This window comes from Limibacillus sp. (genome assembly GCA_037379885.1).
GTDB lineage: Bacteria > Pseudomonadota > Alphaproteobacteria > Kiloniellales > CECT-8803 > JARRJC01.
Genome location: JARRJC010000001.1, coordinates 1 through 23272 on the forward strand (window position 1 = coordinate 1; position 23272 = coordinate 23272).

Below are 23272 nucleotides of genomic sequence, written 5' to 3' on the forward strand. Positions count from 1 at the left end.
GCTTTTTGTCGGTGAATGTCTTTGAGACAGGCGGGTGTCCTTTACGTCGGACCTGCACCTGCCACTTGCTTTTGAGCTGTCGAATTGAAGCCATCGATGCACCCCCAGTGTGATCAGAGTGTGAATCACTGAGGTATCCATCGCTTGTTGGGGCAGGCCTCTGATCAGCTAAGTGCTTGATCTTGTGAGGCAAAAGATGGTGGGCGCGGCTGGGATTGAACCAGCGACCCCTACGATGTCAACGTAGTGCTCTCCCGCTGAGCTACGCGCCCGCCTTGGATGGGACCGGTGCCTTTTCGGGGCTTCGGTCGAAGCGGTTGTCCTGCGGCGGTTCGGGATGGCTGCCAGGGCGGACCGTTTGGGACCTGCCGGGGCATCTCCGCCGCGAGGTGGGAGGCGAATAGCATCTGCCGACGGACTTTTCAAGAGGCCTTGGACCGCCCCTTCCCCACCGCGTCCCCACCGCGTCCCCGCCGCCTCCCTGCGCCCCTTTCCATGCCGGGGCGGCGGCCCGACCCGCTCCGGCTTAGAAGCCGCTGTTGGCTTGCCGTGGGGCGCGGAAGCGGCTACCTAGGATGGTGGCCGACTTTCTGCTGGAGGAACCCGCCTCTTGGACGAACTCTTCGCTCATCCCCAGGCCCGCGCCGCGCTGGCCCAGGCGCGCGGCGCTACGGGCGAGACCCTGCGCGCTGGCAAGGCGCACGAGGGGGATGGCCGGGCGGCGGAGTCCGGGCAGAGCGGGCGGCAGGCCTTCTCCATCGCCGAGCCCAAGCGGCAGTCGGTGCCGCTGGTCTTCGCCTCGCCGCACAGCGGGCGGGACTATCCAGCGGACTTCGTGGCGCGCTCGCGGCTCGACCCCGCCGGCCTGCGCCGGTCGGAGGACTGCTTCGTCGACCAGCTCTATTCCTTCGCCCCCAGGCTGACCGGCGCGGAGAGCGGCGCGCCGCTGCTCTGCGCCCTCTTCCCGCGCGCCTACGTCGACCCCAACCGGGAGCCCTATGAGCTCGACCCCGCCATGTTCGAGGAGTCGCTGCCCGAGTACGTCAACACGCGCTCGCCCCGCGTCGCCGCCGGGCTCGGCACGGTGGCGCGCGTGGTCGCGGGCGGCGCGGAGATCTACCGCGGCAAGCTGACCTTCGAGGAGGTGCGCCGGCGCATCGAGCTCACCTACTGGCCCTATCACGAGGCGCTGCGCGGCCTGCTGCAACAGACCCGGGAGAGCTTCGGCGGCTGCCTGCTGCTGGACTGCCACTCCATGCCCTCCGGCGTGGCCGCGACCGTGGCCTCGAACGAGATGGGCAAGCGGAACAGCGGCATGCCGGCAAGCGGCGCGTCAGGCCCGGCCTTCGTGCTGGGCGACTGCCACGGCAGCGCCTGCGACCGGCGCATCGTCGAGGCGGCCGAGAGCTTTCTGAAAGGGGCCGGCTACCGCGTCGCGCGCAACCAGCCCTACGCCGGCGGCTTCATCACGCGCCACTACGGGCGCCCCGGCGAGGCGATCCATGCCCTGCAGATCGAGATCAACCGCGCCCTCTACATGAACGAGCGGCGGCTGGAGCCCAATGACGGCTTCAAGGCGCTGCAAGACGACCTGAAGGCGCTCTCGGCCAATCTGGCGGAGGTCTGCGGGTCCCTCTTTTCGAAGTAGGCCGCGCGGCATGGAGAGCGAAAACCAGCCAGACTTCATTCTGCGCGACGCCGCGCCGGGGGACCTGCCGGCGCTGCAGGCGATCTACGCCCATCATGTGCGCACCGGCCTCGCCTCCTTCGAGCTGGAGCCGCCGGACCTCGCCGAGTTCACGCGCCGCTTCGAGGCGCTGAAGGCCGAGGGCCTGCCCTACTACCTGGCCGAGGCGCAGGACGGCACCCCGCTTGGCTACGCCTATGCCGGGCGCTATCGCCCCCGGCCCGGCTACCGCTTCTCGTTGGAGGACTCGATCTACGTGGCGCCGGAGGCCCAGGGGCGCGGCGTCGGCAAGGCGCTCCTGGAGGCCTTGATCGAGACCGCGACGGCCATGGGATACCGCAAGATGGTGGCGATCATCGGCGACAGCGCCAACGCCGCCTCCATCGGCCTGCACGCCAGCCACGGCTTTCTGCTGGCCGGGACGCTTCGGTCGGTTGGCTTCAAGCATGGGCGCTGGGTGGACTCGGTCCTGATGGAGCGTTTCCTGGGCGAGGGCGACAGCAGCCTGCCTCAGGAAATTTCCCGCTAAATCACTGGAAACACTCTGAAAAGAAAGGGGCCGCGCTCGTAAGCGCGGCCCGAGTTTAGGGAGGAAACGCCCAAGAAGTGCGTTTACGTCCAGGACGAGGCTTGCTCGTCCCTTTCGCACTGCACAATCTAAGGAGCATTTTTGTGCGCCGCAACAGAAAAATTCTAATCCACTGTGTTTTCTTATATTTTCAGAATCTTGACGATTTTTTATCCACAAGTTTGGAAAGCTCTGTTTTTGCCTAAAAAAGCGTCATTTGTCGGCCGCGAGCAGCAAGGCCTCGATCTCCTCGGCGTTCTTCGGCCAGACAGCCCAGTCGCGCGCGGCAAGCCCCCAGCGGTTGCCCGCCTTGGGGTCGGCGCCCGCCGCCAGCAGCCGCTTGACCACTTCCGCCTGTCCCCGCGCGGCGGCCAGCATCAAGGCCGAGTTCCCGGCATCGTCGGTCTTGTCGACCGCCGCGCCCTCGGCCAGCAGGAACTCCACGAGCTCCAGCCGTCCGGCCCCGGCGGCGAGGTGAAGCAGGGTCGCGCCGTGGCGGTCGCAGCCCTCGACCTCCGCGCCGGTCTTGAGGGCGGCGGCGATGGTTTCCTTGTCGCCGCGCTGGGCGGCGCGCAGCAGCGCGGGGTCGGCTTTCTTGGCCATGAATCTCAGTTTCCTCTATCCAAGCCGTCTTGTCGGCGGGGTCTTTCGCGCAAGATGCGCCGGGCGCTAAAGCCGGTCAAGCATGGCTCCCATCCCGACTTTGCACCTTGGATGCGCCGGCAAGAATGTTAAGAGAGGCGCCATGACCGGGGAGCGACAAGAAAGGGAACCGCTTGAGAACGTCGCCAATGGCGAGACGCTGGCGCGCGTCCTGCTTTTCGTAACCCCCTCCTTCTTCGCCTCCAACATGCTGATCGCCCGCGCGACGGCGGAGCTGGTGCCGCCGGTCGCGCTTGCCTTCGGCCGCTGGGCGCTGGCGCTGGCGATCCTGCTGGCGCTGCTCGGACCCTCTGTCTGGCGCGCGCGCCGCGCGATCGCGGGGGAGGCGGCGGAGCTGGCCCTGCTGGGCGCGCTGGGCATGGGGGTCTGCGGCGCCTTCGTCTACATCGGGGCCGACAGCACGACGGCCACCAACATCGGCATGATCTATGCGACCTCGCCGGTCATGATCATTCTTCTGGCCCGCGCCTTCTATGGCGAACGGCTGACTCCCGGGCGCTGGCTGGGGGTGTTCCTGGCGCTGGCCGGCATGATGGCGATCGTGTTCCGCGGCCAGGTTGAGACGCTCCTGACCCTGGACCTGACCCGGGGCGATCTCTGGATCATGGCCTCGGCCTTTTCCTGGGCGCTCTATTCGATCCTGCTGAAGCACCGCCCCACCCGGCTTGAACCCAAGGTCCGCTTTGCCGCGATCATGCTGTTTGGAACCCTGGTGCTGGCGCCCTTCACGCTCCTGGAGGCGCTGCTGTTCGAAGCCCCTGAGATCAACGCGGTCTCCGTCGGCGCGGTGGTCTTCCTGGCTCTGGTGCCGGCGCTCGGCGCCTATGGCAGCTATGGCTACGTGCAGCGCCACCTGGGCGCGTCCAAGACCGGACTGATGCTCTACCTAAGCCCCGTCTACACGGCTGTGCTCGCCTATTTCCTGCTGGCGGAGGCCTTGCAGGGCTATCACCTGCTGGGCGCCGCCCTGGTGCTGCCCGGCCTCTGGCTGGCGACCCGGAGGGACTAGAGCGAGGCGGCGGCGCGCGCCGCCTGATCGTAGAGTCCCGAGAAGGCGCGCAGCAGTTCCGCCGCCTCCCCCGTCTCCTCCGCCAGCGCCTCGCGCCGTCCACCCGCGAAGGCCTGGAAGACCTCCAAAAGACAGGCCTCGCGCAGCTCGCGGTAGCGCTTGCAGGCCTTCAGGCCCTCGGCGCTCGCGCTCCAGAAGGTCTCCTTGCCCTGCCGCGCGCCTTCCACCAGGCCCAGGCGCTGCAGCTTCTTCAGCGCATAGGTGACGGTGTGGGTGTCCTCGATGTTCAAGACAAAGCAGATGTCGCCCTGCCGCTTGGGCCGGTCCCGGTGATTGACAGAATGCAGGACCAGAACATCGGTGGCCGAAAGCTCCGGCCAGCCCGCCGCGGCCATGCAGCGCACGATCCAGCGGTTGAAGGCGTTGCCCGCGGTGATCAGGCCGAACTCCAGCTCGCTCAGCTCCGCCGCCTCCTCCGCGACCAGGTGGGAGGATCCGACGATGCGCGTGCCGCCGCTCTGACGCTTACTCATTCCGCGGCCTCCTTCTGCCCGTCCGCCGCGCCGAAGCCGCCGCCGCCCGGCGTCTCCACCACGAAGACGTCGCCCGGCGCCATCTCGCGCCTGTCGGTGCCGGTCATCTCCTCGCGGCTGCCGTCCTTGCGTTCGACCCAGTTGCGGCCGAGTTCACCCGGCGCGCCGCCGGCAACGCCGAAGGGCGGAACGCGCCGGTGGTTGGAGAGGATCGCGACCGTCATCTCCTCCAGGAACCTGAGCCGCCTCAGCGTGCCGTCCCCGCCCCGGTGCCGGCCCGCGCCACCGCTGCCCCGCCGGATCTCGAAGGACTCCAGCAGGACCGGAAAGCGGAACTCCAGCACTTCGGGATCGGTCAGGCGGGAGTTGGTCATGTGGGTGTGGACCGCATCGCAGCCGTCGAAGTCCGGCCCGGCGCCCGAGCCGCCCGCCAGCGTCTCGTAGTACTGATAGCGCGCGTTGCCGAAGGTGACGTTGTTCATGGTGCCCTGCGCGCCCGCCATCACGCCCAGCGCGCCATAGAGCGTGTCGGTGATGACCTGGCTGGTCTCCACGTTCCCGGCCACCACGGCGGCGGGATAGCGCGGGTTCAGCATGGAGCCTTCGGGGATCACGAGCTTGAGCGGCTTCAGGCAGCCCTCGTTCATCGGAATCTCGTCTTCGACCAGCGTGCGGAAGACGTAGAGCGTCGCCGCCCGGCAGACCGCCGAAGGCGCGTTGAAGTTGTTGGGAAGCTGCTGGCTGGAGCGCGAGTAGTCGATGGTCGCCTCGCGCTTTTCCTTGTCGATGGTGATGTCGACGGCGACCTTGTTGCCGTCGTCCATCTCGTAGTCGAAGGAGCCGTCCTTCAGCACGTCCAGGACCCGGCGCACCTGCTCTTCCGCATTGTCCTGCACGTGGCCCATGTAGGCCTGCACCACATCCAGTCCGAAGTGACCCACCATCTTGCGCAGCTCCTGCACGCCGCGCTCGTTGGCGGCGATCTGCGCCTGCAGGTCGGCGACGTTCTGATCGGCGTTGCGCACCGGATACTTGCCCGAGCCGAGCAGGTCGCGCAGCTCCTTCTCCCGGAAGCGCCCGCGCTCGATCAGCAGGAAGTTGTCGATCAGGACGCCCTCCTCCTCCACCGTCTTGGAGTCCGGCGGCATGGAGCCCGGGGTGATGCCGCCCACGTCGGCATGGTGCCCCCGGCTGGCGACGTAGAAGAGGATCTCCTCCCCCGCCTCGTCGAAGACCGGCGTCACCACCGTGATGTCGGGCAGGTGCGTGCCGCCGTTGTAGGGAGCGTTCAGGACATAGACGTTGCCGGGTTCGATCGCGCCCTCGTTCTCGCGGATCACGGTGCGGATCGATTCGCTCATGGAGCCCAGATGGACCGGCATGTGCGGCGCGTTGGCGACCAGGTTGCCCTCCTGGTCGAAGACCGCGCAGGAGAAGTCCAGCCGCTCCTTGATGTTCACAGAGTGCGCCGTCTTCTCCAAGGCCGAGCCCATCTGTTCGGCGATGGACATGAAGAGGTTGTTGAAGACCTCCAGCATCACGGGATCGACCTTGGTGCCGACCGCCTCCTCGCGCTGCATGGCGACGTGACGGTCCATGACCAGATGGTTCTTGGCGGTCAGTTCGGCGCGCCAGCCCTGCTCGATCACGGTGGTGGAGTTGGGCTCGATAAGGATCGCCGGGCCCTCGATCACCTGCCCGGGGCTCATGGTCTCGCGGTCGAAGACGCCCGCCTCGATCCACTCCCCGCCACGGTAGAAGGGCGCCGAGGCGACCGGCTCCGGCTTGCCGCCCGCGTCCTTCGCGGCGGTCACTTCGGGATCGTCGGTGACGCCGGTGCGCCCGATGCCCTCGACCGAGACCAGCTCCAGGATCAGCGGCTTTTCCGGCTGCACGAAGCTGAAACGCTGGCGGTGCGCCTCCTCGAACTCGGCGCGCATGGCTTCCAGGTCGTCCAGTTGCAACGCGACGCCGAAGGCCGTGTCGCTGCCCTGGTAGCGCAGGTAGAGCTCACGCTTGAACTCCTGGTCTTCCTCGGCGATGCCCTGGTCGCTCAGTTCGGCGGCGGCCTGGGCGGTCAGCTTCTCGACCAGGTCCTGCATCTCGGCCAGGGTGTCCGCCTCGTCCAGGCGGCCCTCCACGCCCTGCTGGGCGAAGGTGCGCAGGTCGGCGAGGCCCATGCCATAGGCCGACAGCACGCCCGCGAAGGGGTGCAGGAAGATGCGCGTCATGCCCAGCGTATCGGCGATGTCGCAGGCGTGCTGCCCGCCGGCCCCGCCGAAACAGTTGAGCGTGTACTCCGTCACGTCGTAGCCGCGCTGGATCGAGATCTTCTTGATGGCGTTGGCCATGTTCTCGACGGCGATGCGGCGGAAGCCTTCGGCCACCTCCTCCGGGCTGCGCCGGTCGCCGGACTGGGCTTCGATGCGCTCGGCGAGGGCCTGGAACTTCTCGACCACCACCTCCCGGTCGAGCGCCTGGTCGGCGTTGGGGCCGAAGACGCGCGGGAAGAAGTCCGGGTGGATGCGGCCCAGCATGACGTTGGCGTCGGTGACCGCGAGCGGCCCGCCGCGCCGGTAGCAGGCCGGGCCGGGATTGGCCCCGGCGCTGTCGGGGCCGACGCGGTAGCGGCTGCCGTCGAAGTGCAGGATCGAGCCGCCGCCCGCCGCCACGGTATGGATCTGCATCATGGGCGCGCGCATGCGCACGCCTGCGACCTGGGTCTCAAAGGCGCGCTCGTACTCGCCCGCGTAGTGGGAGACGTCGGTGGAGGTGCCGCCCATGTCGAAGCCGATGACCTTCTCAAAGCCCGCCATGGCGGCCGTGCGCACGCAGCCCACGATGCCGCCCGCCGGGCCGGAGAGGATCGAGTCCTTGCCCTGGAAGCGGCGCGCGTCGGTCAGGCCGCCGTTGGACTGCATGAACATCAGCCGCACGTCGCCCAACTCGCCCGCCACCTTGTCCACGTAGCGGCGCAGGATCGGCGAGAGGTAGGCGTCCACCACCGTGGTGTCGCCGCGCCCGACGAACTTCATCAGGGGGCTCACCTCGTGGCTGACCGAGACCTGGGTGAAGCCGACTTTACGGGCGATCTCCGCGACCTGGCGTTCGTGCGCCTGATGGCGGTAGCCGTGCAGGAAGACGATGGCGCAGGCGCCGAACCCCGCCTCGCGCGCTTCGGCCAACTGCGCTTCCACGACCGCGGGGTCCGGCGCCTTGAGCACTTCGCCCTCCGCCGTAACGCGCTCGTCGATCTCCACCACGTCCTTGTAAAGCTGCTCGGGCAATTCGATCTGGCGGGTGAAGAGATGCGGGCGGTTCTGGTAGGCGATCTTGAGCCCGTCCCGGAACCCCTTGGTGACGATCAGCAGCGTGCGCTCGCCCTTGCGCTCCAGAAGCGCATTGGTGGCGACCGTGGTGCCCATCTTCACCGCCTCGACCGCGTCTTCCGGGATGGGCTCTTCCTTGGAAAGGCCGAGCAGCGTGCGGATGCCCTGAAGGGCCGCGTCCTCGTACTGCTCCGGGTTCTCGCTGAGGAGTTTGTGGGAGATCAGCTCGCCGTCCGGCTTGCGGGCCACGAGATCGGTGAAGGTGCCGCCCCGGTCGATCCAGAACTGCCACGTGCCGCCGGAGGTCTGCTCTGTCATGGCGAAAACCCTTACACTAATAATTTATCGATAAATCGTTGGCATTATCTACCATAGCCCTGCGTCCCCTGCAAGGCTGCCCCCAAGGGGGCTTCCAAGCACGCGAACGGTCTTGTCGCGATACCGCTTTCCGTGGAATAAGCATCGGTCATGAGCATCTGGGGAAAGATCGTGGGAGGCGCGGCGGGCTTTGCCGTCGGCGGGCCTTTGGGCGCCATTCTGGGCGCCGTGGCGGGCCATGCCGTGGACAAGATGTCCGACGACAGCCGCGATCCGGAGAAGGCCGAGAAGGCGGACGATCCGACCCGGAGGATCGCTTTCACCATCGCCGTCATCGTCCTGGGCGCGAAGATGGCCAAGGCCGACGGGCGCGTGACCAAGGAGGAGATCGCCGCCTTCAAGCAGATCTTCCACGTGCCGCCCGAAGAGATGAAGAACGTCGGCAAGCTGTTCGATCAGGCGCGGCGCGACGCCCGCGGCTACGAGCCCTACGCCAAACAGATCGCGCGGCTGTTCCGCGACCGCCCTGCGGTCCTTGAGGAACTTCTGGGCGGGCTCTTCCACATCGCCAAGGCCGACGGGCGCGTGAGCGAAGAGGAGTTGGCCTATCTTGAAGACGTCGCCCAGATCTTCGGGCTCAGCGAGCAGGACTGGCTGCGCGTCAAGAGCGCCAACATGGGCGCCGACGCGCAGGACCCCTACGCCATCCTCGGCGTTGACCACAACGCCAGCGACGAGGAGGTCAAGGCCGCCTACCGCAAGCTGATCCGGGAGAACCACCCGGACAAGCTGGTGGCCGAGGGCCTGCCGCAGGAATTCATCGATCTCGCCAACGAGAAGATGGCCGCGATCAACGCGGCCTACGACCGGCTGCGCAAGCTGCGCGGCCTTTCCTGACTCGTCTTCGCAAGGGCGCGGCCAAGCCAAGGGCCGGGCCTTCGTAAAGGAGCCCCATGTTTTCGATCCGCCCGCTCCACCTTGGGCTCATTCTCATGGTCCTCTGCTTCTGGGGCTTCAACTTCGCCATGGTGAAGGTGGGCTTGCGCGACCTGCCGCCTTTCATGCTGACCAGTCTGCGCTTCTTCGCCGTGGCGCTGCTGCTGACCCCCTTCGTCAAGCCGCCGCGCGGGCGCTGGCGCGACATGCTGGTGATCTCGATGCTGCTGGGCGTGGCCCACTTCGCCCTGATGTTCAACGGCCTGACCGGCCTCGACGCCTCGACGGCGGCCATCTCGATCCAGTTGCAGGTGCCCTTCGCCTCGCTGCTGGCCGCCATCTTCATGAAGGACAAGCTCGGCTGGCGGCGGGCTCTCGGTATGCTGATCGCCTTTGCCGGGGTGGTGATCATCGCGGGCGAGCCGCGCCTGGACGGGCAGTATGTCTACCTCGGCATGGTGATCTCCGCCGCCTGCCTGTGGGCCGTCGCGAACCTCGTCATCAAGATGCAAAGGCCCATGGACGGCATGACGCTGCTCGCCTGGATGTCGGTCTTCGCCTCGCCCTGCCTGCTCGCCCTCTCTTTCGTTTTCGAGGACAACCAGTGGGAGGCGCTCTCCAACATCGGCTTCGACGGGATTTCCGCGGTTGTCTATCAGTCGCTCTTCGTGGTCGTGATCGGCTACGGCGTCTGGTACCACCTGCTGCGCCAATATTCGCTCAACGTTATGATGCCCTTCACGCTGCTGCTGCCGCCGATCGGCGTCCTGTCCGGCGTCGTCGTGCTCGGCGAGCGCTTGAGCATCACCTTCCTGATCGGCGCCGCCGTGACCGTCGTCGGCGTGGCGATTATCCTGATCCGGCGGCCAACGACCGCCTCGCCGGAGATCAAGGGCACATGAGGGCCCCATGAGGATCATCGACCATCCCTCCCCCAACTGCGAGCCCCGGCCCGAGGGTCTGCGCCCGGATATCCTGCTGCTCCACTACACCGGCATGAAGAGCGGGCCGGAGGCGCTGGCGCGCCTCTGCGCCCCCGAGGCGAAGGTGAGCGCGCACTATCTGATCGAGGAGGACGGCCGCGTCTTCGCGCTGGTGCCGGAGGCGGCGCGCGCCTGGCACGCCGGGATCGCCTCCTGGGAGGGCGAGAGCGACATCAACAGCCGCTCCATCGGCATCGAACTGGTCAACCCCGGCCACGAGTTCGGCTACCGCCCCTTCCCCGATGCTCAGATCGAAAGCCTGATCGCGCTGTCGCAAGCGATCCTGGAGCGCCACGCGATCGCGCCGCAGCGGGTCCTGGGCCATTCCGACGTCGCACCGCTCAGGAAGGAAGATCCGGGCGAGCTTTTCCCCTGGGAGAGACTCGCCGGGGCCGGCATCGGGCTCTGGAGCGAGGCGGAAAGAAAGGACCCCCGTCCCCTCTCGCAGCTCCTGGCGCTGCTCGGCTACGGCTTTCTGCGCGAAGACGAAGGCGCCGTCATCCGCGCCTTTCAGCGCCATTGGCTGCCCGGCCAGCTGACCGGCGCGCCGGACGAGCGCACGAAGCGGCGGGCCGCCGCGCTGCTGGCGCTGATCGAATCCGGAGCGTGAGCCCAGGACTTCTAGCCTTGCAGGAGGCCCCCGCGCCCCCTACTTTCCCAAGACTGCCGACAGCCCCGATTTCGCAGCCCCATCCAGGGAGAGAATTCCGCCGATGACCGCCCCGCAAGACGCCCTCATCTATTCCATGGTGGTGATGTCCGCCGCCGACCGTTCCATGTCCGACCGGGAGCTGAACACCATCGGCGAGATCGTCCGGCATCTGCCGGTCTTTCAGGGCTTCGACCTCAACCGCCTGCCCGAGGTCGTCGGCAACTGCATGGCCTACCTCGAGGACGAGGATGGGCTCGACACTCTGATCGACGCGATCAGCGAGGCCCTGCCCGAGCGTCTCTACGAGACGGCCTACGCCCTGGCCTGCGACATCGCCGCCGTCGATGGGACGGCGACCCAGGAGGAATTGCGGTTGCTGGAGATGATGCGCCACGGCCTGCCGGTCGGCCGCCTGCCCGCCGCCGCCATCGAGCGCGGCGCCCGCGCGCGCTACATGAAGCCCGAATAACCCGCCGTCGTGGGGGGCGAAGCCAATCCAGCCGACAGCCTAGCGGGTGAGGCGCGCGAGCGCCTGAAAAGCGTGTTCGGCTTCGAGGCCTTCCGCGCCGGGCAGGAGGAGATCGTCTCCGCCGTGCTCGGCGGGCGCGACGTCATGGCGGTGATGCCCACCGGGTCCGGCAAGTCGCTCTGCTATCAGCTTCCCGCCCTGCTGCTGCCCGGCCTGACCGTGGTGATCTCGCCCCTGATCGCCCTGATGCGCAATCAGGTGGCCCAGCTTCGCGCTTTCGGCATCGAAGCGGGCAGCCTCAATTCCAGCAACGACGAGGGCGAGAACGAACGGGTCTTCTCGGCCATCGACGAGGGGCGGCTGAAGCTCCTCTATCTGTCGCCCGAGCGCCTCATGACGGCGGGCACCGAGAGCTTGCTGCGCCGGGCCGGCGTGCGCCTGCTGGCGGTTGACGAGGCGCACTGCGTATCCCAGTGGGGACATGACTTCCGGCCGGAATACCTCCAGATCGGCGAGCTGCGCCACGCCCTGGGCGATGTCCAGATGATGGCCTTGACGGCCACCGCCGATGCAGCCACCCAGTCCGACATCGCCCGGCGCCTGTTCGAAGAGCCGCCGCTCAAGGTCATTCACGGCTTTGACCGCCCCAACCTCTTCCTCGCCATGCAGCCCAAGGCCAACGCGCGCCGCCAGATCCTGGACTTCATGGAGCCGCAGAAGGGCGAGAGCGGCATCGTCTACTGCGCCTCGCGCCGACAGACGGAGGAGCTGGCGGCCCAACTCCGCCTCAAGGGCTACAAGGCCTACGCCTATCACGCCGGTCAGGACAAGGAGACCCGCGAGGAGGCGCAGGACCGCTTTTTGCAGGAAGACGGCATTGTGATCGTGGCGACCATCGCCTTTGGCATGGGGATCGACAAGCCCGACGTACGCTTCGTCGCCCATGCGAACTTGCCCAAGACCATCGAGGCCTACTATCAGGAGATCGGCCGCGCCGGGCGCGACGGCCTGCCGGCGAAGACGCTGACGCTCTACGGTCTGGACGACATCCGCCTGCGCCGCCAGCAGATCGAGGAGGGCGACGCCGCGCCCGAGCAAAAACGCAGCGAGCTTCAGCGACTGAACGCCCTGGTCGCGCTCTGCGAGGCGCCCCGCTGCCGCCGCCAGACGCTGCTCGCCTATTTCGACGAGGAGAGCGCGGCCTGCGGGCACTGCGATCTCTGCAAGGAAGGGGTCGAGCTGTTCGACGCGACGGTGGAAGCGCAGAAGATCATGTCCGCGATCCTGCGCACCGGCGAGCGCTTCGGCGCGGAACACATCATCGCGGTCCTGCGCGGGGAGGAGACCGCGAACATCGTGAAGTTCGGCCACGACAAGCTGCCGACCTTCGGCGTCGGCGCGGAGATCGGCAAGAACGAGTGGCGCTCCCTTATGCGTCAGGTCTACGCCGCCGGCGCCGTCACCATGGACCTGGAGGGCTATGGCCGCTGGTGCGTGACGGAGCGGGGTCGGGCCATCCTGAAGGGCGAGGAACGCCTGGAGTTGCGCAAGGAGAGCCTGAAGCCCAGAGCGCGCGGGGGCAGCCGGCGCGAGGCCGCAGAGACGCCCGCGGACGTCGACAAGGGCCTGCTCTCGGCCCTGAAGAAGCTGCGCCTGGAACTGGCGCGCGAGCAGTCGGTCCCGGCCTATGTGGTCTTCCCCGACCGCACGCTGATCGACATGGCGCGGCTCCGGCCGCGAAACCTCAACCAGATGGGCCGGGTAAGCGGCGTCGGAGAGGCCAAGCTGGACCGCTACGGCGATACTTTCCTGGAGGCCATTGCCGCCTATGAGGAGGCCGCCGACCTCTAGACGGCTTGGCGATTTGATCTTGCCAAGGCTGGCCCGAAGCCTCACTAAGGTAGCCATGCGACCCACCCATCTCGACCCCAACTACAAGAGCGACGGCCACTGGACCACGCTGCGCGAGCTCGCCCCCTATCTCTGGCGCGAGGGGCGCGGCGACCTGAAGGTGCGGGTCGTGGTGGCGCTGGTGCTGCTGGTGGCGGCCAAGCTGACCAACGTCTATGTCCCGATCATCCTGAAGATGGCCGTGGACCGCCTTGGCAGCGGCGCGGACGCGCTGGTGGTGGCGCCCATCGGCCTGCTGATCGCCTACGGCCTCGCGCGGGTCGGCGCCCTGGGCTTCGGCGAGTTGCGCGACAGCCTCTTTGCCCGCGTCGCGCAGAACGCGATCCGTGAGGTGGCCCTGAAGACCTTCCGGCACCTGCATGCGCTTTCGCTCCGCTTTCACCTGGAACGCCAGACCGGCGGCCTGACCCGCGCCATCGACCGCGGCGTCAAAGGCATCGAGTTCCTGCTGTTCTTCGTGGTCTTCAACGTCCTGCCGACCCTGGTCGAGGTCGGGCTGGTCGCGGGCATCCTCTGGTACATGCTCGACTTCCGTTTCGCGGCCATCACGCTGGTCGTCATCGTCGCCTTCGTGATCTTCACCTTCAAGGTGACGGCCTGGCGCATCGGCATCCGGCGGCAGATGAACGAGGCCGACAACACCGCCAATACCCGGGCGGTCGACAGCCTGCTGAACTACGAGACGGTCAAGTATTTCGGCAACGAGGAGCACGAGGCCCGGCGTCTGGACAAGGGCCTGCGCTCCTACGAGGAAGCGGCGGTGAAGTCGCGCTACTCGCTTTCCATGCTGAACGCGGGTCAGTCGGTCATCATTGCCTTCGGCATCACTCTGATGATGATCCTGGCGGCCCAGGGCGTGGCCGCCGGAACCATGACGGTGGGCGACTTCGTGATGGTCAACGCCTACCTGCTGCAGCTCGCCATGCCGCTCAACTTCCTCGGCACGGTCTACCGCGAGATCAAGCAGTCGCTGGTCGACCTGGAACTGCTATTCAAGCTGACCCATGAGGACGCGGAGATCCGCGACAAGCCGGGCGCGCCGGACTTGAAGGTGGAGGGCGGCGAGGTCCGTTTCGAGGGCGTCGACTTCGACTACGACCCGCGCCGCAAGGTGCTGCGCGATGTGTCCTTCACCGTGCCGCCCGGCAACCGTGTCGCCATCGTGGGGCCCTCGGGCGCGGGCAAGTCCACCATCTCCCGCCTGCTGTTCCGCTTCTATGACGTGAACGCGGGCGCGATCAAGATCGACGGGCAGGACATCCGCGAGGTCAGCCAACAGTCGCTGCGCGCGGCCATCGCCATCGTGCCGCAGGATACGGTTCTATTTAATGATACGTTATACTATAACATTTCCTATGGCCGCCCCGGCGCCAGCCGCGAGGAGATCGAGGCCGCGGCCAAGCTCGCGCGCATCGACGAGTTCATCCGCCAACTGCCCGATGGCTATGAGACCACGGTGGGAGAGCGCGGCCTGAAGCTTTCCGGCGGCGAGAAGCAGCGCGTGGCCATCGCCCGCGCGATCCTGAAGCAGCCCGCGATCTTCCTCTTCGACGAGGCGACCTCCTCGCTCGACACCGCGACCGAGCGGGAGATTCAGCAGAGCCTCTCGGAGGTCTCCCAGGACCGCACGACACTGGTGATCGCCCACCGTCTCTCCACCATCGTGGACGCCGACGAGATCATCGTGCTGCAACAGGGCCAGATCGCCGAGCGCGGCAGCCATCAGGATCTGCTGGAGCGCGAGGGCGTCTACGCCCAGATGTGGGCCCGCCAGCAGGCCGGCGAAGAGGATCGCGGCAAGTCCGTGCGTCAGGCCGCCGAGCATCCGGACGCCGAAGAGGAAGAGCAAGCCGCCGAAGGCGTGGCGGCGCCGCATCCCACGCGCTAGTCTCTTTTCCGCCATGACCGAGACGAAAGCCCCAGCCCTATCGCTCACCCACCAGGCGCTGCATGCGCGCGACCTGGAGGCGACGCTCGCCTTCTACCGCGACTATTGCGGCTTGGAGGAGATCCACCGGCGCGAGGACGAGCCCGGCGTGCGGGTGGTCTGGATCGCCGAGCCGGGCCGCGAGAAGCGCTTCGTCTTCGTGGTGATCGAAGGCGGGCCCGGCCGGGTGAGGCGCGAGGGCGACCTCTCCCACCTTGGCTTCGCCTGCGCGGACCGGAGGGGCGTGGACGAGCTGGCGGAGAAGGCAGAGGCAGAGGGCCGCCTGATCTGGCCGGTCACCGAAGCACCCGCGCCGCTTGGCTACTTCTGCGGCGTCGAAGACCCCGACGGCAACCTGGTTGAGTTTTCCTATGGCCAGCCGCTCGGACCACAGCTCGGGAAACCGCCGGGTCCTGGGGAGGAAAGGTCGTGAGCGGGCCCGGCGCATCCTCGCCCGAAGCCATCCTGAAGGCCGCGCAGGCGGGCGACCGCCGCGCTCTGGGCCGGGCCATCACTCTCATCGAATCGACCCGCGCCGATCACCGCAGCGAGGCGCGCGCCCTCCTGGAGACCGCCCTGCCCGCAAGCGGCGGGTCCGTGCGCATCGGCATCACCGGCACGCCGGGCGTCGGCAAGTCCACCTTCATCGAGCGTTTCGGCCTCACCCTGATTGACCAGGGACTGAAGGTGGCCGTGATCGCCGTCGATCCCTCCTCGCGCCGCTCGGGGGGTTCGATCCTGGGCGACAAGACCCGCATGCCCGAACTCTCGCGCAACCATCAGGCCTTCATCCGTCCCTCGCCCTCGGCGGGCACGCTGGGCGGCGTTGCGCGGCGCACCCGCGAAACCCTGCTGCTGCTCGAAGCCGTGGGCTATGACGTGGTGATCGTCGAGACGGTCGGGGTCGGTCAGTCGGAGACGGCGGTCGCCGAGATGGTCGATGTCTTCCTGCTGCTGCTCTCGCCGGGCGGCGGCGACGAGCTGCAGGGCATCAAGAAGGGCGTGGTCGAACTGGCCGACATCATGATCGTCAACAAGGCCGACGGCGACCTGGAAGCCGCAGCCCGCCGGGCGGCGGGCGAATACCGCCACGCCCTCGACCTGCTGCGCCCCAGCTATCCCGAATGGACGCCCAAGGTCCTGCAGTGCTCGGCGCTGACCGGCAAGGGCGTCGCCGAGGTCTGGGAGACCATCGGCGCCTTCCGCGAGACCCTGGCCCCTGCCGGGCGGATCGAGGCGCGCCGCGCCGAGCAGGCCCGCGCCTGGTTCTGGCAGCGGTTGGAGGAAGGGCTGCTGGAGGCGTTGAAGGCTGACTCCGCCCTGGCGGCGAAACTGCCCGCCCTGGAGAAGGCGGTCATGGAGGGCGAACGCAGCCCCACGGCGGCGGCGGAGGAACTGCTCGCCGCCTTCTTGAATCCGGGCGGCTCCTCCAAGGGCTGAAAGGGCCAAAAAAGCCCCGCTTTCGGCTTGACCTTAACCGGGGAAGGCCGTACAAAGCCGCCTCGTTCGGGCGCGAGCCACGGCTTTCCGCGCCCCAATTTTTTATGAGAACGCCAGAGAGTTCAGGATAAAGATCATGTCCCGACGTTGCGACTTTACCGGTAAGGGCGTGTTGACCGGCAACAATGTGAGCCACGCGAACAACAAGACGCGTCGCCGCTTTCTGCCGAACATGCAGGACGCCGCCCTCTACAGCGAGGCGCTTGGCAAGCCTGTCCGCGTGCGCCTTTCGACCCGTGCGCTGCGCACCATCGAGCACAACGGCGGCATCGACGCCTACCTGCTCTCCACGCCGAACGCCAAGCTGGCCGGCGAGGCGCTGCGCCTCAAGCGCGTGATCGCCAAGGTCGTCGCCAAGAAGGCCGCCTGACGCGTCACGCTGCTTAAGAGTTTCCCACCAGGACGCCAAAGCCCGCTCCTCCGGCACCGGAGAGCGGGCTTTTGCTATGCGCTCCTCTGGAAATCCGCTTCCGGAGCGACAAGTCTTGGACGACCTGCAAAACCCAAGAATAGAGGAGCTTAAACCATGGTCGCAGTCGCACGCCGTTCCATCCTGAGAGGGGCCGCCAGCCTTCCGCTCGCCACCATCCTCGCCAGCCCAAGCCTGGTCAGGGCCGCCGCCGGCGAGACCGAGCGGGTCACCATCACCACGCCCAGCGGGCGCGAGGTCTCCGGCGCCCTCGCCATGCCGGATGCGCTGCCCGCGCCCACGGTGCTGCTGATCCACGAATGGTGGGGTCTCAACGACCACATCAAGACCATGGCGACCGAGTTCGCAAAGCAGGGCTACATCGCTCTCGCCGTCGACCTCTACGGCGGTGAAGTCGCCATGGCGGGCGACCGGGACGCAGCGCAGAGCCTGATGCAGGGGGTCGACGCCGGAGAGGCCACCGAGACCCTGACCGCCTGGACGGAGTGGCTGCGCGGGCATGAATTCGCGACCGGCAAGGTCGGGACCGTCGGCTGGTGCTTCGGCGGCGGCTGGTCGCTCTCCGCCTCGATCGCAACGCCGGTCGACGCCACGGTCATCTACTACGGCCGCGTGAACCAGCCGGTCGAGGAGATCGCCAAGCTTCAGGGCCCCGTCCTGGGCCACTTCGCCACGCGCGACGGCTGGATCAACGCCGAAATGGTGGGCGGCTTCGAGCGCGCGCTGGAGACCAACGGCAAGAGCGCGGAGATCCACTGGTACGTGGCCGACCACGCCTTCGCCAACCCGACCGGCGAGCGCTACGACGAAGAGGACGCCGCGCTCTCCTGGACCCGCACCCTCACCTTCTTCGCCGAACACCTGAAGGGCTGAGCGACGGGAAAAGAAAACGCCGGCTGGAACTGCTCCAGCCGGCGTCTTTTCGTTGCAGGCCTGTCTTTAGGCTAAAAGCCGAAGCGCGTTACGCGGCCTCGTGCTCGATGGCCTTGGCCTTCTTCTCGCCCTTGGTGATGGCGATGGTGCGCGGCTTCATGGCCTCGGGCACCTCGCGCACCAGGTCGATGTGCAGAAGCCCGTTCTCAAGCGACGCGCCGGTCACCTTGATGTGGTCGGCGAGATCGAAGCGGCGCTCGAAGGCGCGGCGGGCGATGCCGCGGTGCAGGAAGGTGGCTTCCTCCTGCTCTTCCTTCTGCTGAGCCTCGCCGTGGATGACCACGCCGCCGTCCTGCACGGTGATGGTGATCTCGTCCTCGGAGAAGCCGGCGACCGCCATGGAGATGCGGTAATCGTCCTCACCAAGCTTTTCGATGTTGTAGGGGGGATAGCCGCCGCCCTGTTCGTCCATGCGGGCCAGGGAGTCCATCATCCGGGCCATGCGGTCGAAACCGACGGTGGAACGCAGCAGCGGGGTCATGTCGTAGCTTCGCATATCTAAGTCCTCCTTTGATTCTTCGAAGCGACTTTTCGCCGGGCCCTCGTTCTTGTTGGGAACACCTTCTGGTCGATCCCGAAAGAGCCGGCGCTATGGGTCGAAGGGAACCCGCATAAGAAGGCAGCGAACCCTTCGCCAGAAGATATGGTCAGCCGTTTTTTGCGGTTCAAGAGGTCAAGAGCGCCAAAAAAGACAGCAGAAAAGGCCGCGAGGCGCTCGTTTCCAAGCGCCTCGCGGGTCGTTTTCGTCTCGTCCCTGAAAGAACGGCGCGCGCCGCTCCCAAGCTCTTACTGCTGCTTCAGGCCCAGGCCCTGGAAGCGCTTCTTGAACTTGGCGAGCTGGCCGCCCGAGTCCATCAGGCGATGGACGCCGGTCCAGGCCGGATGCGTCTTGGGGTCGATGTCCAGGCGCAGCGTGTCGCCTTCCTTGCCCATGGTCGAGCGGGTCTCGAACTCGCTGCCGTCGGTCATCACCACCTTGATGGTGTGGTACTCGGGATGAATATCTTTTTTCATCGGTCCTACTCCTGAATTCGGCGCCTGTGATACCTGAGACGACCTCATAAGGCAAGGGCGCTTTGCCGGGTTTCAAGCCGCTTTCGGGACGGGGCTGTCGGCGCAGGAATTTCAGCCTAGATATTGAGCTTACTGCCCGAATGGTCTACCGATCGCCTCCGAAGATGAACTTTCCACGTATCATCAAGCAATCCGCCGGACAAAGGCCGCCCGGCACCGGAGCCGCGCCGCGAAAGGGCCCCATGCGAGAAGCCTCCTCCGCCGACGACCCACGGCACTCGGACCTGCCGAAGAGCCGCAACCTGCGCCAGCTCGCCAAGCTCTGGCCGCTGCTGCGGCCCTACAAGGGCATGGTGGCGGGCGCGCTGGTGGCGCTCTCCATGGCCTCCATCCTGGTGCTCTTCGTCGGCTATGGCCTGCGCTACCTCGTGGACGCGGGCTTCAGCACGGGCAACATCGCGGTGCTCAACAAGGCCGTGGTGATCATGCTGATCATCGTGTTGCTGCTGGCGCTGGCGGTCTATTTCCGGGTCTTCACCGTCACCTGGCTGGGCGAGCGCGTGGTCGCCGACCTGCGGCGGCGCGTCTTCGATCACGTGGTGACGCTCTCGCCCGCCTTCTTCGAGATCACCAAGACCGGCGAGGTGCTGAGCCGCGTCACCACCGACACGACGCTGCTACAGGTCGTGGTCGGCACCACGCTGCCGATCGCGCTCCGCAACACCATGCTGTTCCTGGGCGGCTCGGTGGCCCTCTTTCTGACCTCGCCCAAGCTGGCTGGTCTGGTCTTTCTGGTGATCCCCTTGGTGGTGCCGCCGGTGATCATCATCGGGCGGCGCGTGCGCGCGCTCAGCCGCAACGCCCAGGACCGCATCGCCGACGTCGGCGCCAGCCTGAACGAGACGCTCTACGGCATCCGCATCGTGCAGGCCTTCAACCATCAGGGCCACGACAAGGAAGCCTTCGCCGAGCGCACGGAAGAGGCCTTCTCCGCCGCTGTCAGCCGCACGCGCGCACGCGCTCTGCTGGGCGGCACGGTGATGGGGCTGGTGTTCGGCGCCATCGCCGTGATCCTTTGGATCGGCGGGCAGGATGTGGTGCAGGGCCGCATCACCTCCGGCGAGCTCGCGGCCTTCGTGCTCTACGCCGTGATCGTGGCTTCCTCGCTCGGCTCCCTCTCCGAGTTGATCGGCGATCTGCAACGCGCCGCCGGCGCGACCGAACGCCTGCGCGAACTGCTGGACACCAAGCCCGACATCCTGCCGCCGGCAGACCCCAAGCCGCTGCCCGACCCGGCGCAAGGCCGCGTCTCCTTCCGGCAGGTCACCTTCCACTACCCCTCCCGCCCGGACGAGGCGGCGCTCCACGACTTCACGCTGGAGGTGGCGCCCGGCGAGCGCATCGCGCTGGTCGGCCCCTCGGGCGCGGGCAAGTCCACGGTGCTGCAACTGCTGCTGCGCTTTTACGATCCGACGGAGGGGTCGGTCGCCCTGGACGGCGTCGATCTGCGCGAGGCGGACCCGGCGGCCTTGCGCGCGCGTCAGGGGCTGGTGCCGCAGGAGGCGACCATCTTCTCCGCCACCCTGGCTGACAACATCCGCTACGGGCGGCCCGACGCCAGCGACGCGGCGGTCAAGGCCGCCGCCGACGCCGCCTATGCGACCGAGTTCATCGAGACCCTGCCCGAGGGCTTCGACACCTACGTGGGCGAGCGCGGCATCCGCCTTTCCGGCGGCCAGCGCCAGCGCGTCGCCATCGCCCGCGCGCTCTTGCGCGACCCCGCCGTGCTGCTGCTGGACGAGGCCACCTCGGCGCTGGACGCCGAGTCCGAGCGCTTCGTGCAGCAGGCCCTCGACCACCTGATGGCCGGCCGCACCACCATCATGATCGCCCACCGCCTTGCCACCGTGAAGAAGGCCGACCGCCTGATCGTCATGGACAAGGGCCGCGTCGTCGACAGCGGCACCCACGAGGAACTGGTCGAAAAAGGCGGCCTCTACGCCCGCCTCGCCGAGCTGCAGTTCCAGAATGGGAATGGGGGTTAGAGAGGCATAGCGCCGCGCATCCTTCGAGACGGTCCCGTTCGGGACCTCCTCAGGATGAGGCCGGTTCAAGCTGCAGCCTCATCCTGAGGAGCGGACGAACGCCCGCGTCTCGAAGCCTCGTCCTGAGGAGCGGGCGGAACGCCCGCGTCTCGAAGGAGGGGGCGGCGCCTTGCCGCAAGCCGCTCAGGCCGCCTGTTTCAGCTTTCTGACCAGACCCAGGATTTCGCGGGCGGCCTTGGGGATGTTGGTGCCGGGGCCGTAGATGGCGGCGACGCCGGCTTTCTTCAGGAAGTCGTAGTCCTGCTGCGGGATCACGCCGCCGCAGATCACGGCGATGTCCTCCGCACCCTCGGCCTTCAGCGCGTCGATCAGGTGCGGCACCAGGGTCTTGTGGCCGGCGGCTTGGCTGGAGACGCCGATCACATGCACGTCGTTCTCCAGGGCCTGGCGCGCGGCCTCCTCGGGCGTCTGGAACAACGGCCCGATGTCCACGTCGAAGCCCAGGTCGGCGAAGGCCGTTGCGATGATCTTGGCGCCGCGGTCGTGGCCGTCCTGGCCCATCTTCACCACCAGCATGCGCGGGCGGCGGCCCTCCTCCTCGGCGAAGGCGTCGATCTCCGCGCGGATCCGCTGGAAGTCGTCGTCGGCCTCGTAGGCCTTGCCGTAGACGCCGGAGATCGACTGCGTGGTCGCCTGGAAACGGCCGTAGACCTTCTCCAGCGCATCGGAAATCTCCCCGACCGTGGCGCGGGCCCGCGTCGCCTTGACCGCGAGATCGAGCAGGTTGCCCTCGTCGCTCTCGGCGGCTTGGGTCAGGGCCTCCAGCGCCGCCTTGCAGGCGGCCTCGTCGCGGGTCGCGCGGATGCGCTCCAGCCGCTCGACCTGGCCCTTCAGGACCTTGGTGTTGTCGATGTCGAGAACATCCACCGGGCTCGCCTCTTCCGAGACGTACTTGTTGACGCCGACGATGACCTCCTCGCCCCGGTCGACGCGGGCCTGCCAGCGCGCGGCGGACTCCTCGATCCGCAGCTTGGGCATGCCGCTTTCGACGGCCTTGGTCATGCCGCCCAGCTCCTCGACCTCCGCGATCAGCGCTTCGGCGTGCTGGACCAGACTGGCGGTCAGGCTCTCCAGGTAGTAGCTGCCGGCCAGCGGGTCCACGACCTTGGTGATGCCGGTCTCGTGGGTCAGGATCAACTGCGTGTTGCGGGCGATGCGCGAGGAAAAGCGCGTCGGCAGGCCAATCGCCTCGTCGAAGGAGTTGGTGTGCAGCGACTGCGTGCCGCCGAGGACGGCGGCCATGGCCTCCACCGTGGTGCGCACGATGTTGTTGTAGGGATCCTGCTCAGTCAGGCTGACGCCCGAGGTCTGGCAGTGGGTGCGCAGCGCCAGCGAGCGCGGGTCCTTGGGCGCAAACTCCTTTTCGATCAGCTTGGCCCAGAGGTAGCGCGCGGCGCGCAGCTTGGCGACCTCCATGAAGAAGTTCATGCCGATGGCGAAGAAGAAGGAGAGGCGCGGTGCGAACTTGTCGACGTCCAGCCCGCGCGCCTTGGCGGCGCGCACGTATTCCAGGCCGTCGGCCAGCGTGAAGGCCAGCTCCTGCACCGCCGTCGCCCCCGCCTCCTGCATGTGATAGCCGGAGATGGAGATGGAGTTGAAGCGCGGCATCTTCTCCGCGGTGAACCCGATGATGTCGGAGACGATGCGCATGGAGGGCGCGGGCGGATAGATGTAGGTGTTGCGGACCATGAACTCCTTCAGGATGTCGTTCTGGATGGTCCCGGAGAGCTGCTCCAGCGGCACGCCCTGCTCCTCGCCCGCCACGATGAAGCCCGCCAGGACCGGCAGCACCGCGCCGTTCATGGTCATGGAAACGCTCATCTCGCCGAGCGGGATGCCGTCGAAGAGGATCTTCATGTCCTCCACGGAATCGATCGCCACGCCGGCCTTGCCGACATCGCCCACCACGCGCGGATGGTCGCTGTCGTAGCCCCGGTGGGTCGCCAGGTCGAAGGCGACGGAGAGCCCCTTCTGCCCGCCCTTCAGGTTGGCGCGGTAGAAGGCGTTGGATTCTTCCGCCGTGGAGAAACCGGCGTACTGGCGGATGGTCCAGGGCCGGTTGGCGTACATGGTGGCCTTGGGGCCGCGCAGGTAGGGCGGGAAGCCCGGCAGGGTGCCCTGGGTCTCAAGCTCCGCCAGGTCCGACTCGCTGTAGAGCGGCTTCACCTCGATGCCCTCGGGCGTCTTCCAGGTGAGCGCGTCCAGGCTCTCGGCCTTCAGCTCCTTCTTTGCGAGTTCTTCCCAATCGCTGAGCGACTTCCTGTCGAAACCGGCCATTCTCCGTTCCTCCGAGCGCCCCTCCTTA

At 67.3% G+C, this 23272-nt stretch carries 20 protein-coding genes and 1 tRNA gene; 14 read left to right on the plus strand and 7 right to left on the minus strand.

What is annotated here, in order from left to right; all coding sequences use genetic code 11:
- Positions 1 to 197: 197 nt before the first annotated feature.
- A tRNA-Val gene (locus P8X75_00005) sits at positions 198 to 272 on the minus strand.
- A gap of 338 nt (positions 273 to 610) precedes the next feature.
- Here P8X75_00005 and P8X75_00010 point away from each other — a divergent pair.
- Both P8X75_00010 and P8X75_00015 read left to right on the plus strand, forming a co-directional pair.
- Positions 611 to 1648 carry an N-formylglutamate amidohydrolase gene (locus P8X75_00010; protein MEJ1993579.1) on the plus strand — a complete coding sequence of 346 codons (1038 nt, stop codon included), beginning with the start codon at positions 611 to 613 and terminating at the stop codon, positions 1646 to 1648.
- A gap of 10 nt (positions 1649 to 1658) precedes the next feature.
- A complete protein-coding gene (locus tag P8X75_00015) occupies positions 1659 to 2216 on the plus strand; it encodes a GNAT family N-acetyltransferase (GenBank protein ID MEJ1993580.1) in 558 nt (185 codons plus the stop codon).
- 252 nt (positions 2217 to 2468) lie between these two features.
- Here the strand turns inward: P8X75_00015 and P8X75_00020 are convergent, their stop codons facing one another.
- Complete coding sequence (locus P8X75_00020; GenBank protein ID MEJ1993581.1) at positions 2469 to 2858, minus strand: ankyrin repeat domain-containing protein; 390 nt, start codon at positions 2856 to 2858, stop codon at positions 2469 to 2471.
- 142 nt (positions 2859 to 3000) lie between these two features.
- Between P8X75_00020 and P8X75_00025 the strand changes: the two genes are divergently transcribed.
- Positions 3001 to 3927 (plus strand): DMT family transporter, encoded by a 927-nt coding sequence (locus P8X75_00025; protein MEJ1993582.1) that lies wholly within the window; start codon positions 3001 to 3003, stop codon positions 3925 to 3927.
- On the opposite strand, the gene P8X75_00030 is transcribed toward P8X75_00025, so the two are convergent.
- A complete protein-coding gene (locus P8X75_00030; protein ID MEJ1993583.1) occupies positions 3924 to 4460 on the minus strand; it encodes a winged helix DNA-binding protein in 537 nt (178 codons plus the stop codon). The two genes, P8X75_00025 and P8X75_00030, sit on opposite strands and share 4 nt — an antisense overlap.
- Complete coding sequence (locus P8X75_00035; protein ID MEJ1993584.1) at positions 4457 to 8107, minus strand: hydantoinase B/oxoprolinase family protein; 3651 nt, start codon at positions 8105 to 8107, stop codon at positions 4457 to 4459. Before P8X75_00035 ends, P8X75_00030 begins: the two co-directional genes overlap by 4 nt.
- A gap of 150 nt (positions 8108 to 8257) precedes the next feature.
- On the opposite strand from P8X75_00035, the gene P8X75_00040 reads away from it, so the two are divergent.
- The 10 genes from P8X75_00040 to P8X75_00085 all read left to right on the plus strand — a co-directional run bounded on the left by P8X75_00040 (position 8258) and on the right by P8X75_00085 (position 17788).
- Positions 8258 to 9004 carry a TerB family tellurite resistance protein gene (locus tag P8X75_00040; GenBank protein ID MEJ1993585.1) on the plus strand — a complete coding sequence of 249 codons (747 nt, stop codon included), beginning with the start codon at positions 8258 to 8260 and terminating at the stop codon, positions 9002 to 9004.
- A gap of 56 nt (positions 9005 to 9060) precedes the next feature.
- Positions 9061 to 9945 carry an EamA family transporter gene (locus tag P8X75_00045; protein MEJ1993586.1) on the plus strand — a complete coding sequence of 295 codons (885 nt, stop codon included), beginning with the start codon at positions 9061 to 9063 and terminating at the stop codon, positions 9943 to 9945.
- Positions 9946 to 9952: 7 nt separating this feature from the next.
- Positions 9953 to 10636 (plus strand): N-acetylmuramoyl-L-alanine amidase, encoded by a 684-nt coding sequence (locus P8X75_00050; GenBank protein MEJ1993587.1) that lies wholly within the window; start codon positions 9953 to 9955, stop codon positions 10634 to 10636.
- Positions 10637 to 10739: 103 nt separating this feature from the next.
- Positions 10740 to 11147: a tellurite resistance TerB family protein gene (locus P8X75_00055; GenBank protein MEJ1993588.1), complete on the plus strand. Its 408-nt coding sequence runs from the start codon at positions 10740 to 10742 to the stop codon at positions 11145 to 11147.
- Between the two features lie 9 nt (positions 11148 to 11156).
- Entirely contained in the window at positions 11157 to 12998 is a 1842-nt protein-coding gene (gene recQ / locus P8X75_00060) for a DNA helicase RecQ (GenBank protein ID MEJ1993589.1), read from the plus strand.
- A 55-nt stretch (positions 12999 to 13053) separates the two neighbouring features.
- On the plus strand, positions 13054 to 14946 hold the full coding sequence (locus P8X75_00065) for an ABC transporter ATP-binding protein/permease (protein MEJ1993590.1): 1893 nt from the start codon (positions 13054 to 13056) through the stop codon (positions 14944 to 14946).
- 13 nt (positions 14947 to 14959) lie between these two features.
- Positions 14960 to 15418, plus strand: a complete 459-nt coding sequence (locus P8X75_00070; GenBank protein ID MEJ1993591.1) for a VOC family protein — start codon at positions 14960 to 14962, stop codon at positions 15416 to 15418.
- Entirely contained in the window at positions 15415 to 16425 is a 1011-nt protein-coding gene (meaB, locus tag P8X75_00075; GenBank protein ID MEJ1993592.1) for a methylmalonyl Co-A mutase-associated GTPase MeaB, read from the plus strand. The genes P8X75_00070 and meaB overlap by 4 nt, the downstream gene beginning before the upstream one ends.
- A 136-nt stretch (positions 16426 to 16561) precedes the next feature.
- Entirely contained in the window at positions 16562 to 16855 is a 294-nt protein-coding gene (gene rpmB, locus P8X75_00080; protein MEJ1993593.1) for a 50S ribosomal protein L28, read from the plus strand.
- 156 nt (positions 16856 to 17011) lie between these two features.
- On the plus strand, positions 17012 to 17788 hold the full coding sequence (locus tag P8X75_00085; protein ID MEJ1993594.1) for a dienelactone hydrolase family protein: 777 nt from the start codon (positions 17012 to 17014) through the stop codon (positions 17786 to 17788).
- A gap of 88 nt (positions 17789 to 17876) precedes the next feature.
- Here P8X75_00085 and P8X75_00090 read toward each other — a convergent pair whose 3' ends face one another.
- Both P8X75_00090 and rpmE read right to left on the minus strand, forming a co-directional pair.
- On the minus strand, positions 17877 to 18344 hold the full coding sequence (locus P8X75_00090) for an Hsp20 family protein (protein ID MEJ1993595.1): 468 nt from the start codon (positions 18342 to 18344) through the stop codon (positions 17877 to 17879).
- Between the two features lie 290 nt (positions 18345 to 18634).
- Entirely contained in the window at positions 18635 to 18862 is a 228-nt protein-coding gene (rpmE, locus tag P8X75_00095; GenBank protein ID MEJ1993596.1) for a 50S ribosomal protein L31, read from the minus strand.
- Positions 18863 to 19104: 242 nt separating this feature from the next.
- On the opposite strand from rpmE, the gene P8X75_00100 reads away from it, so the two are divergent.
- Entirely contained in the window at positions 19105 to 20907 is a 1803-nt protein-coding gene (locus P8X75_00100; protein ID MEJ1993597.1) for an ABC transporter transmembrane domain-containing protein, read from the plus strand.
- Between the two features lie 183 nt (positions 20908 to 21090).
- On the opposite strand, the gene scpA is transcribed toward P8X75_00100, so the two are convergent.
- Positions 21091 to 23244 (minus strand): methylmalonyl-CoA mutase, encoded by a 2154-nt coding sequence (scpA, locus tag P8X75_00105; GenBank protein MEJ1993598.1) that lies wholly within the window; start codon positions 23242 to 23244, stop codon positions 21091 to 21093.
- Positions 23245 to 23272: the final 28 nt, after the last annotated feature.